8 protein-coding genes are annotated in these 12,500 nt (G+C 47.9%); 5 read left to right on the top strand and 3 right to left on the bottom strand.

Going from position 1 to position 12,500, the window contains the following annotated elements; translation table 11 throughout:
• Positions 1-151: 151 nt before the first annotated feature.
• Positions 152-823: an energy transducer TonB gene (locus ACO0LC_RS08110; protein ID WP_423002149.1), complete on the bottom strand. Its 672-nt coding sequence runs from the start codon at positions 821-823 to the stop codon at positions 152-154.
• Positions 824-1,426: 603 nt separating this feature from the next.
• On the opposite strand from ACO0LC_RS08110, the gene ACO0LC_RS08115 reads away from it, so the two are divergent.
• Together ACO0LC_RS08115 and ACO0LC_RS08120 are read left to right on the top strand one after the other, a co-directional pair.
• Positions 1,427-2,959: a tryptophan halogenase family protein gene (locus tag ACO0LC_RS08115; RefSeq protein ID WP_423002150.1), complete on the top strand. Its 1,533-nt coding sequence runs from the start codon at positions 1,427-1,429 to the stop codon at positions 2,957-2,959.
• A 1-nt stretch (position 2,960) separates the two neighbouring features.
• Positions 2,961-3,680, top strand: coding sequence for a DUF6445 family protein (locus tag ACO0LC_RS08120; protein ID WP_423002151.1), 720 nt, complete (start codon positions 2,961-2,963; stop codon positions 3,678-3,680).
• Between the two features lie 169 nt (positions 3,681-3,849).
• On the opposite strand, the gene ACO0LC_RS08125 is transcribed toward ACO0LC_RS08120, so the two are convergent.
• Positions 3,850-6,462, bottom strand: a complete 2,613-nt coding sequence (locus ACO0LC_RS08125; RefSeq protein WP_423002152.1) for a TonB-dependent receptor — start codon at positions 6,460-6,462, stop codon at positions 3,850-3,852.
• 913 nt (positions 6,463-7,375) lie between these two features.
• Here ACO0LC_RS08125 and ACO0LC_RS08130 point away from each other — a divergent pair.
• The 3 genes from ACO0LC_RS08130 to ACO0LC_RS08140 all read left to right on the top strand — a co-directional run bounded on the left by ACO0LC_RS08130 (position 7,376) and on the right by ACO0LC_RS08140 (position 11,777).
• Complete coding sequence (locus ACO0LC_RS08130) at positions 7,376-8,113, top strand: YoaK family protein (RefSeq protein WP_423002153.1); 738 nt, start codon at positions 7,376-7,378, stop codon at positions 8,111-8,113.
• A gap of 96 nt (positions 8,114-8,209) precedes the next feature.
• Positions 8,210-10,318 carry a hypothetical protein gene (locus ACO0LC_RS08135; protein WP_423002154.1) on the top strand — a complete coding sequence of 703 codons (2,109 nt, stop codon included), beginning with the start codon at positions 8,210-8,212 and terminating at the stop codon, positions 10,316-10,318.
• A 7-nt stretch (positions 10,319-10,325) separates the two neighbouring features.
• A complete protein-coding gene (locus tag ACO0LC_RS08140) occupies positions 10,326-11,777 on the top strand; it encodes a M48 family metallopeptidase (RefSeq protein ID WP_423002155.1) in 1,452 nt (483 codons plus the stop codon).
• A 3-nt stretch (positions 11,778-11,780) separates the two neighbouring features.
• On the opposite strand, the gene ACO0LC_RS08145 is transcribed toward ACO0LC_RS08140, so the two are convergent.
• Positions 11,781-12,440, bottom strand: a complete 660-nt coding sequence (locus tag ACO0LC_RS08145; protein WP_423002156.1) for an amino acid ABC transporter permease — start codon at positions 12,438-12,440, stop codon at positions 11,781-11,783.
• Positions 12,441-12,500 lie beyond the last annotated feature (60 nt).

A 12,500-nucleotide genomic window follows, 5' to 3' on the forward strand; every position in this document is an offset into this window, starting at 1 on the left:
GTTGGTATTGCTTACTGCTGTTTTTATGTACGACTTGGTTTGTTTGTTGCCTGGTACTAATCTTGTTACTGCTAAATTTTTTACTACTGAATTTTCTTGGGTAGAGCAGACAACATTACTTTGTCAGTCTGCTCTTGCCTGAGTCTCTTTATTACTCCAACTTCCAGACATACTGCACTTTCGCCCAGGTCTGCTGTGGCTTGCCATCAACGGTACCTGGTTTGTTTTTGCAGGAACCTGACATCAATTGGGAGCGAACTGCATTGTCGAGACCACGGAAGCCGCTGGATTTGTCGATCTTGACGTCAGCGACCGAGCCATCTGCACCGATCAATACAGACAGGGCGACGGTACCGGTTTCTTCATTACGCAACGAGGCGCGTGGGTATTCCGGTTTGCAGCCACCGACGTTGAAGTCGATCACGCCTGGTACTGTCACAGGGCCAGTGGCCTTGGCTTCGACGGGCGGCGCTGTGGTGGGCGGGGCCTTGGTGAAGACAGGATTGTCTGGCTTGACATTCGACACTGCCGAGATGGTAGGCTGCTGTTGTGCCGGTTGCTGTACCTGGACTTCCGGTGGCGGAATGAACGGTGGTGGCGGTGCCAGCAGTTTTGGTGGCGGTGGTGGTGGCGTGTCTGGTGGCGGTGGCGGTGGCTTCACCTCTTCCACGATCTTGGTTTCCAGTGGCTTGATGACCACTTCCATGGCCTTGCGTGCCAGGCCTGATACCAGGGCCCATACGACAAGTATGTGAAATAATATGACCAGCCCCAAACCGATAAATTTCTTTCCCGGCTCTTGCTGGCGATTTGAAAAATCCATTCCCGCTCCTGTTATTTTATTTTTAAATCCTGGCACTTGCATGCAGTTGACAGCCGACCTTTTCAAGAAAGAACAAGACGGCAGCACTTCGCCTGGTCTTGCGTGATAACTTGGTTTATAAGATATCATCCGCTTTCTAGTGTCTTTTCTTTTGATGCAAAGTTTGTACAAGTTCAGCACATCAACTCGCGAAGACCAGCATGCAATGCCACTTCGTAAAATGCTACACCAATACCATGAATGATAGAGAAAACTCTGCTTTCGCCTCACTTTAGAGTCCTTAAAACTGGTTGTCAAGCGGTATCTATGTGGTATTAATTAAATTCTCTTGAACTGAGAACCACATACGACTCAGAACATCATCACAGCTCTTTATAAACAACTCTGAAATACAGTTTTTTTGTGTTTTTTTACAACTGGTCTTATCTCTTTTTTCCATCAAATCCAGCGATGAGAATGAGGCTTGTAGTCGCAGAAGATATGTGAAATACTTTACTCAGATAACGACCATTTTCATTGAGAAAAATTTCAATTGCAGATGTTCAGGCAAGTCCGGTTTATGTGGGACTTTTTTTCTTATTCGGCTTACCATTGGCAAATAATATGAGAATAAAAAACATTGCGATTATTGGTGGCGGCACAGCGGGTTGGTTAGCTGCAAATCATCTGGCAGTAGAGCTGCGTGCTGAAACTGACATCATCATTACTGTCATTGAATCGCCAGAAATTGGTATTATCGGCGTCGGCGAAGGCACAGTCCCCCATATCAGGAAGTCACTGATGAAATTTGGCATTCCTGAAGCCGAGTTGCTGGCCACCTGCGATACCACATTCAAGAAAGGGATCAAGTTTGTTGACTGGATGACGCCCTCTGCTTCCAACCCGGAAAATAGCTATTACCACCCCTTCTCTTCACCCTACCCCGGAGGCACAGATGTCACTCCTCTGTATCTGAAGAATTCCGAAAGCATGCATTTCTCTGATGTCGCTGAGATGCCTGCGCTTGCAGAGGCAATGAGATCGCCAAAAAGAATTTCTTCCGCAGAATATGAAGGCGTAGTCAATTACGCCTACCATTTTAATGCAGTCAAGTTCGGGCAACTATTGGCAAGCAATGCCAGAGAAAAACTCCGGGTCAAGCATAAATCTGCCACGATAGTCGATGCGCATTTAAATGAACATGACGAAGTTGCTTACCTGATCACCAAAGAAGGTGAGCAATTACATTATGATTTTTATGTCGATTGCTCGGGCTTTCATTCTTTACTCATGGGGAAATTATTCAACACCCCTTTCATTGACAAGTCTGCGCAAATCTTGACGGATACCGCACTTGCAGTGCAAATCCCTACCGAAATCAAGACGGAAATTCCGCCGTACACTTTAGCCAAAGCACATGCTGCCGGCTGGATGTGGGATATCCCGCTCACTAACCGGCGTGGTGTAGGTTTTGTCTATTCAAGTGCGCATATGACAGAAGACAAGGCCATTGAAAACCTGTCCAGCTATTTGCGGCTTGATACAGATAAATTTTCACCTCGCAAGATCCCCATGCGCATGGGTTACAGGGAGAAATTCTGGCAAAAGAATGTGGTGGCCCTGGGCCTGGCACAAGGCTTTGTTGAACCTTTGGAGGCAACCTCTATCTTTGTGACCGACTTCTCTGCCGAACTGTTTGCACGTAATTTCTCGGTCGATAAAGAGACCATGTCGGTAGCTGCTGACTATTGCAATAAGGTGGTGTCATACACCTGGGAACGCGTCATGGATTTTGTGCAAATGCATTATTGCATTTCTGATCGTCAGGATTCCGAATTTTGGCGTTTGAATACCAATGAAGTAAAGCGTTCGGATATTCTGACTGAGAGACTCGCTATGTGGAAAGTCAATCCACCGAAAAAATCTGATTTTTTCAGTCGCTTTGACCTATTCGATGTTGATAATTTTCTCTTTGTGCTCTACGGCATGAAGTACAAAACCAGGATAAAAAATATGACGCAGTATGAAGAAAATTACTTCAAGCGTGAAATTGAAAATACCAAAATGGGGGCGCATAAATTATCAGGGGAATTATTGGGCCATAGGGAATGGCTGGAAAAATTTATGTCAGCCTATACTCATTCTTTGAGGAAATAAGATGGACCATGCATTGGATGCGGCATTTGCTGTGCGCATGCCACCCGACATTCGTAGTGTGACGATAGGTGAACATCAGGCAATTATCATTGATAATTTTTTGCAAGACCCAGGTGCGATGAAAGATGTAGGTATCAATAGCAGCTTTAACCCTTACCCCAATTTTGATAAAAAGAAAGGCTATCCAGGTATTCGTGCCCAGGCCCCTGCTGAGTATTCAAGCTGTATTACCGAATTTCTGGAACCTCTTATCAAACTCAATTTTTCTGTCCCGGAAGAGCTGGCCTTGCGTAAGAGTATGTGTGCATTTTCACTGACCACCATGCAAGCAGATGAGCTCAGCCCCCTGCAAAGGACGCCCCACTTTGATGCCAGCAGTCCGCACCACATGGCAGTATTACTTTATCTTTGCGATGAAAGACATGGTGGTACTGGTTTCTATAGACACAAGGCGACGGGCTTGCAACAAATCACCGAAGCTACGCGCGAACATTATCTCGATGTTTATTACGAAGAAATCAATGCCATACGACCACCCCTGAGGTACTTTGATGATTCCAATGAGCATTTCAGTTTTTTGGGAATGATACCCGCCAAATTCAATCGACTAGTGATTTACCGCGGCAGCTTATTGCACACCGCCTGCATTAATCCGGCTATCAGCATTAATGACAATCCAGCCACTGGCCGATTGACAGTGAATACTTTTTACGATTTTTGAGCCAGGCGCTCAAGACATGGCGTACGCATTGATTTGATCAATACAAGCCCTGAAAAAAAATCTGCCCAGTCTATAAAATTGGGCAGATTTTTTCATATGACCAGTATAAAAAATGAAAAAGCCTGGCATCAGCCAGGCTTTTTCACCAGAACTCAGATCAAAATTCAGATCAGAATTTTGCGGACAGGCTCAACCTGTATGTAGTTTCCCCAAGGAAAGACCAAGCTGGGTAGCCGCCTTGCAATGGCGTTTTTACAGTAGTGTTAAATGCTGCTGCGCCATACTGTACGTCGTCTTGTTTCAGCAAGTTGATGGCTTCAAACTGCAATCTGAATTGCTTGTTGATATTCCAACCAAAACTTGCATCCAGTGTGCCATATGGATCATGCATACGGTTGCCGTAGTAACCTGTTTCACGAACCATATACTTAGAACGCCAGTTATAAGCCAGACGTGCAGAGTAATCAGCATTTTCCCAGTAACCGACCAGATTGACATTATGTTTGGACGAGAGTGTGAAAACATTCAGTCTGTCTTGATAGCTGATCGCTGGTGCAGTTGCATTTGCCAATGTGTAGTTGGCAACAACACCAAAGCCATTGTCAAAAGCGTGGTTGATCTGCGCTTCTATACCATCGATCTTGCCACCGCCAGCATTGATATAACGATTCACTGTCCAGCTGTCTTTACCAGTATCCGGGCTAACTACGCCTATACTTTGATTCACCTTGGTATCGCTAGTGATGAAATTATTGATGTCTTTATGGAAGTACATCAAGGAAATCAGGTTGCCTTTACCGTAGTAATATTCCACGCCCAAGTCAAACTGTGTTGATTTCATCGGTTTCAAACCAGCAGAACCGAAGTTGATCGTTTCGTTACCTGCTACCGTATCTTTGTAACCGATTTGTGTAGACAGGAACATGTTTTCATAGTTAGGACGTGTCACCGCTTGCGAAGCTGTTGCGCGCAAAATCACATTAGGTTGCAGGTCATAAGCAATATTCAAACTTGGTAATACATCGCTGTAGCTGGCACTATCAGTCACCAAAGTACGGCCCCAGCCATCATTTTGACCTACGTCACCTGCAGCCAAAGGTGTACCATCCAGTTTGTAACCTGTGCTGTTGACTTTGGTCCTGATATAACGCAGACCAGCATTACCATGCAGCTTGTCTTCTTCAAAGTTGAACATGCCGTAGGCAGCAGTATTATCTTCTTTCAAGATACCAAGGCCTGACCTGTCTTCAACCCAACGGCTTACTGCACTCAGTGAGCTAGCCAGCATCGCGTCGGTATTAGGACGTGGGTAAGACCAGCCTGGCGTACCCATTTGTATCGTGCCATCATACAAGCTGGCCGTAGCCACCGACGGTGGATTATTGGCAATAGCACGGTCTGTATGCTTCTCGAAAGTATGCTCAGTTGTGCGGAAACCTGTTTTAAAGGATGTGATCGCACCCCAGTTCAGTTTCAGCGTCAGATCAGCCTGCGCAAAATTTTCTTTATCGGAGTTAGGTCCACGTGCCAAAGCCCAGGTAGATACATCTGAATTTGCAGGCAGGTTTGCCAAACCAACTGATTGATTGGAAGAAGGATTAATCTTGACCAGAGTACTGTTTGCATCGATAGTACCTGTCCATTTAGGCAGGTTGCCACCGCTGTAGCCGTAGTTGGTCGTCAGGGAAGTACCGCCATCTGCCTTGGTTGAACCAGCTACCGCTTCAATTTTATAGTCATTGGTTTTGTAAGAGCCATTCAGTGTAAAACTATCTGAAGTCATCTTGCCACCGCGTGCCCAGGTTTGGACGAATGGTGCCGTGGTGTTTGCCAGAGTAGTATTACTGGACAAGCAAGCACCAGCTGCATTTCTTGCTGTACAGCTATTGCTTTGGAAAATGTAATGGCTGCTATTAGAGTTGTTGGCGTCGAGCTCAAGCTTCATGTAGTTCAAGCCAAGATCCAGACCTTGTACTGGTTTGGCTTGCAGGCTGATATTCAATGCCTTGCGTTCGCGCTCTTGAACAAAAGTGGAAGGCGTAACGTCATCAGACCAACGGGCATCTGCTTCGACGCCACGGCGGATGTAGTCACTCTTCTCTCTGGCACCGGCGACCAGTACACCAAAGGTGTTGGCCTCATTTTTCCAGCTATACAAGCCAGAAACATCCGTACCGATTTTATCTGTCAAACTGCCTTTGCTGGCTTTGACGCCAATATAAGCTGAGCCCGCAGTCAAATCCAAAGGCTTGCGTGTTTTGATGATGACTGTGCCGCCGATACCGCCTTCTGTCAAATCTGCCTGGGAAGATTTATACACTTCCATGCCGCCAATTAATTCGGAAGGTAACAGGGAATAGTTAAAGGAGCGGTCTATCGCTTGTTGATCATACCAGCCTGTCGATGCGACGGTCTGACCATTCAAGGTTGTGTAAGTCATTTGCGGATCAGAACCACGGACAGAAACCGAAGCCCCCTGACCGAATGCACGACCAACGGTAACGCCTGGAATACGGCCCAACGCTTCACCGGCGTCGTTATCAGGCAACTTGCCCACGTCTTCTGCAGATACGGCGTCCACTACAGAATTCGCATTACGCTTGATATTAACTGCATTTTGTAATGCTGAGCGTATGCCTGTGACAGTTACTTGCTGAACTTCATCTTTTGAAGCTTTTTTCGCATCAGTTTCCTGTGCTTGCGCAGTCATCGCTACGCTCATCACCATCACAGCAACTGCGGCTGCGATAGGTGTCAAATTATTTGCCGCTTTACGTTTCATATACTCCCCCAAGAAATTCCTAATCAAAGTTTCAGCCTTACACGAAGACTGAAGATTCCAAAAATTAGACCTGTACGCTTACATAAAATCCACTTCAATACCACAAGTAAAACCACCCCTCTAATCCAGTTTTACCTTTCCCAGGAATGCAAGGATATTGCGACCCGGTTGTGTTTTTTTTTCTCGCGGCGACTGCGGTATCGGTCATGGATCTCACGCCACAGTATCAGCTGCGGCCACGTCAGGCGTACTCTGAAGCCATCCCCTATTGCGTAATTTCACAAACAAATATCGACATGTGGAAAATACTTAATAGCGAATGAGGCTCACTTTAAGGAGCACAAAAGTGGTTGTCAAGCGGTATCTACGTGGTATTACCACTACTAGTATTGGTATTGTTATAGAGTGCCACCAAACATGATTAAGTCATTGTTTTTTATAATTAATTTATATTCACATAGAAAATTCACACTCAAGTGGACTGTATCCAACAGCCAACAAAATAAGATTAAACAATATGTACGCGCAAAAGCAAAAGTCGCGCCCTTGTTTTTTTGAAGATGCGACTCAGAGCGGCACTAAATACGTCCTGCGAGTGCAATCAAAGCCCGGCAAGCTTGAAACAAACAGATAAATCGGAAGGGGGATAAGCTAATAAAGAAATGGTATTGGATTGGTCGACACAATGTACACACGATGCCTGCAATTGACGGCCGGAATCACTGGTTTTATCTCTGTCGAGGATTGCCAGCCCCAGAATGCCCAGCTTATCTATCCAACAAAGGATTGATGATTAAGCGCGTCGAACGTAAATATTGCCGCCGCCATTCATGCAGAGGTGCTTGCCGTATATTTTTGTCACACAATTTCGATTAAACTGAGAAGTACACGAACAAAACCATGTCCCTGGCGCATGCCCTTACATTACTTGTCAAATCTAACATCTCCCAAACGTACGCCACAGGCAAATCGTCATCTGGGAGTAACGCTGGCCTGCGTGGCAGGGGCATTGAATGCGGGTGGGTTTCTGGCAGTAGGGCAATACACATCCCATATGACAGGCATGCTGTCATCAGCAGCAGACGATCTGATTTTAGGGAAAATTTTGCCCGCCTTTGCCGCCCTCTTCATGCTGTTCGCCTTTGCCTGGGGATCTGCCTGTACGGCGTTGATCGTCAACTATGCCAAACGCAATGGCTTTCGGCATATCTACACCCCGGTATTGCTGCTGGAAGCCATCTTGCTACTGGTATTTGGCCTGGTGGGTACAGAATTGCAGGAGCATGCAGTAATCACGGTATCCTTCACGACCGTGTTACTGTGTTATGTCATGGGCTTGCAAAATGCCTTGATTACCAAGATATCCAACGCTGAAATACGCACCACTCATGTTACCGGCCTGGTCACAGACATAGGCATAGAACTGGGTAAGATGATTTACTGGAACAGGAATAAAGACGAAATTCATCACCAGGACGAAGTCGGTGCCAATTTAAAAAAATTGCAGTTGCATGGCTTGCTGGTCTTTGCCTTTTTTTCTGGCGGCTTGCTTGGGGCTTACGGTTTCAAACACCTGGGTTTTGTCTCGACACTCCCTATCGCCACTGCACTGGTCGTCTTATCGCTGGCCCCACGATTCAAAAAAATCTGATGCTGCATACCTGTTTCGATATTTTTTACGACAAACTTCTCGCTGCCAGCGTTTTCTTCACGCAGCATGTATCTATCGGCACTCCAATTGAACATTATGTCCATATCTGATCCAGCAAATTTATTCCAGCGCGTACCAGAATTGCGTAGCTTCAGTGACGATCCCAAGATCAGTCGTGCTATAGAGTCAGGCGACCCATTTAAAGTGTACCGGTCACTGGTATTGGCGCGCCTGTTCCGCCGCCTGCCAGAACATAAAGCGCTATTGAAAGAGTTGACCAGAGAGCGGCGTCTTTTTGCCAAATCTCTGAAAGGTACACCCTCCTTAGGAACCATCAATTCCTTCGGCTTTAGCTTTGTGGGGGAATCCGAGCGGGATACTGATGGTAGCCATATTGCCTTGCATGCCTTTGTCGTACTATTCGCCATCCCGCTCATCCCCATGGGCTCCTATGTAGTGCGCAGTACTGGGGACAGGCAATGGCAGATTTATGCGCGTGCGCCACTCGGCATCATGGGCTGGCTGTACACTCGCGGCTTGGCACTGGCGCTGGTCCTGATGGTCTTATCGGGGGCGGCAGCCAGCTACCATGAAGCCAGCAATCAGGATTTGACGATATTGAATGGTTTTGACGTGCCCGTGCAAGTCAAAATTGGCGAGCAAATGGCCATGATACCTGCGCAGGGAAGAACTACCTTAACTGTGCACGTCGGGCATTTGCGAGGCGAAGCACGAGCGGATAAAGCGGGCATCATTGATACCTATGAGCAGACCCTGGAAAGCAGTGAACGCTACAGCATCTGGAATATCGCCGGGGCTGCACCGTTGGTACAAAATACCATCATCTATAGTAAAGTAAAACCAGCCCAGCCCGACCAGGCTGGGCGGCAAACTGTTTATTGCGGCAAGCGTCTGCTTGAACTTGGCAATATCAAATACCCATTCACAGAGCCGCCGCAATCCATGAGCATGAGCAAGTATGAGAGCTCAGTCAGTGTGAATCAATTGACAGTCGCCACCCAGACAAATACGCCCGGCGTCATGTCCTGCCTCGACTATGCCTTCGCACATGGCCAGGAAAAAGACATGCTGCAAGCAGTCGAAGCGTTTGCATCCACCAAAGACTGGGATGCCCGCATGACGGAAGTGGCCTTGTATATAGCCCGTAATATTTCCAATGCGGAAGCCTTGCGTCTGAGCCGCAAAGTCTTGAAGCTGCATCCTGAAAACGTCATGCTGGAACGCAGCATCCAGGATTTGCGTGATGAACTTGGCGAGCGTGAACTCATGCTCAAGGAATATGCGCAACGCGCCAGCCAACATGCAAGCTCATCCTCGGAACAATATTTATACGTCTCGCTATTGAGTGGAATGGAAGGTTTGCGTGCCATGAAGGACCTGGCGCAAAAATTCCCTGAGGATGTGAATATTTTGCGCAGCCTGGCCTGGCGCAAGTCTGTACATGGTGATAGCCGTGGTGCCATGCAGGACTTGCAACGCCTGCACCAGTTATCACCAGAAAATGCCCGCCGTTTATTTGACTCTGAAATCAGACTACTCACCGCGCAGCAACGTGGCAATGAGGCCCTAAAATTACTGGACACAGCCGTCAATAATAGCAAGGGTGTGGAAAGGGCAATGCATGCTTTTGAATTCAGCGAAATTGCCCGCCAGATTGCGGGAGGAGACGTCGAAAAATATTTGCGCAGCATGCCAGACGAGGATGACAGTAAATTGCTCGACACCTATCGTGCAAAAGCGGGCTTAAGTCCGAACAATATGGTCAATCGAGATCTGCCCATAATCAAACTTTCGCTAAGCCTGCGCAATGCGCCTGAACAGTCATTGGACTTGATTAAACATATTGATCCCCTGCAAATACGCATGCATCTGGGTATGGATCAACTGGCCTTACTATATGGTGAAGCCAGTCGTGTGAATGACAAAGCATCAAAAGATAAATTAAACAGGCTGATGCATATGCGCAAAACGGATTTATCTTTGTTCGAACAATTTGTACGCGGCGAGAATGCCAATCTGGAAGAAGCTGATCTGGAGATGGATATACTGGCTGCAGCCTATTTCATCCGCTCACGCAATACTCATCTCTCGACGCAGGAAAGACAAAATTTGCGCCAGCTGGCATCAAAAACTGATGCGCTGCAAGGCATAGTCAGTACTGCAATCAAGCAATGGCAAAGCTGAGATTACTATGAAAACAGAACAAAAACGCGCACCACAAAACACCAATCTGACACGCCGCGCCGGCCTGGTCGTCGCCCTGTGGCTGGGTTTCTGGATACTTGCTCTTGGTCTGGTCATCCTACTGGCCTGGGTACCGCTGACACAGATGAATCATCGCTCCTCTCTGCAATTTTCTGGCGTGGTCGCCGGGATAGCTGCGCTGACACTGGCATATTCACTACGGCCGCGCCGCAAGGAAAAGAATAGCGGTGAAACGGTCAAGCCCCTGTCACGCCAAACTGCCGCATCCTTATATGAGATGGTGGAACGCATCGCCAGGGAATTGAAAATTGATGCACCTGTCCATATCCATTTGATAGGCGCTGCTTCGGCCTTCATCAGTGGCAAGAAAAACTGGCGCGGCAAAGTCAAGGGACTGGAAGTGGGCCTGGGCTTGCCACTGCTGGGAACCCTGTCGGAAGCTGAACTGGGTTCGGTCATTGCCCATGAATTCGGTCACTTCATCGCTGGTGACTTGTCACTCGGCCCCTGGGTTTACCGCACCCGTAATTCCATCGCTCATACCGTGACTGACCTGGATGATTCCATGTTTTTCCTGGATGTACTGTTCCGCTATTACGGCAAATGGTTCTTGAAATTATCGGCGGCAGTATCGCGTGAGCAGGAATTTGCTGCCGATGCCCTGGCGGCAAAGAAATTTGGCTCGGTAGCTACCCGGGCAGCACTGGAAAAAGTCCATTTGATTTCGCCCATGTGGTCCAGTTATCTCGATTACGAACTGGGTCCGGCGCTGAATCGTGGTGCGCGCATGCCCATCTTTGAAGGCTTCCGCCGTTTTTGCAAACCCGGTGTAAAACGCGCTGACGTGCAGACAGCAATTACTTATGCTGAGTCACATAGCAGTTCCGAATATGACACCCATCCCACTCTGGAAGAACGGGTGGCAGCGGTCGTTCCAGGAGCCAAGCCCAGCTTTCCTCCACTATCGCAATGCCTGCATTTGCTGGGTGGAGAAACAGAAACCGAGAATGCCTGGTATGCCTTGTTTGAAAAAGACAAACTACAAAATTGTGACTGGGACAGTTATGCCAGCAAGGTCATGCAGGAGCTGAACAAACAACGCTTTGCCGGTAGCTGGATGGACCCGCAAACCCTGGCCTTGAGTGAACTGGTCAAAATGGCGGAGAACCCCAATGACTTGTGGGAAAGACTGAGGCCAGAAGGCGTGAGTTTTCTGTCGCCACTGGGCAAGCGTTTCTATGTACTGGAAATCGTTGAGTCCTGGATCATTGCCTGCCTGACCCATTCTGGTTATCTGGCCAGTCTGATACCCGGCCAGGCTTTAACCATGACGCGGGGCGAGGTCAGGGTGTTGCCTTCAGAATTATTGCAGTCTGCGCTACAGTCAAAACTAACGGTATCCTATCTGAGTGGACTGCAGGCGGCCACGCCTAAATAAAATTCATACTTGATGGGCTTTTTGCAGGCGTTTTTCCAACCGCCTTTGCACCACCTCAAAACACAGGCTGAGTGCCCAGTAAACGCCGGCAGCGGCGATATACAGGGGTAAGGGACGAAAGCTGGTGGCGATGACTTCCTTGGTTGCCAGCATGAGTTCTGTCACGGTGATGACGGATACCAGCGAAGTATCCTTGATCAGGCTGATGAGAGTATTGCTCATGGAAGGCACAGCCACACGCATGGCTTGTGGCACCACGATATAACGCAAGGTTTGCGCATAGTTCAAACCCAGGCTGGAACTGGCAGCCCACTGGCCACGGCTGACACCGACAATCGCACCGCGTATGCTTTCCGACAGATAGGCACCAGCATTCAGACTCAGTGCCAGTATGCCTGCCGAGGTCGCCGAAAACTCTATGCCTATGCCGGGAAAGCCGTAATAGATGACAAAAATCTGTACCAGCAAGGGTGTGCCGCGTATCAGGCTGACATACACGGCTGCCGGGGTGCTGATTAATTTGCTTGGTATGATGCGCGCAATCGCCAGCAAGAACCCCAATATTAATCCTCCTATCATGGCACCGACGGCGAACAACAAGGTATAGGCCACGCCCTTGAGCATGACCGGTGCTGCCATCTGCAGCAATTCTAGAATTTCCATGGCGACTTTAAAAAGAAATATCCCCGTGGAAAACGGGGATAATAGTGACATCAAGTAGAG

It is taken from the genome of Undibacterium sp. JH2W, from assembly GCF_049340425.1.
Taxonomy (GTDB): Bacteria; Pseudomonadota; Gammaproteobacteria; order Burkholderiales; family Burkholderiaceae_D; genus Undibacterium.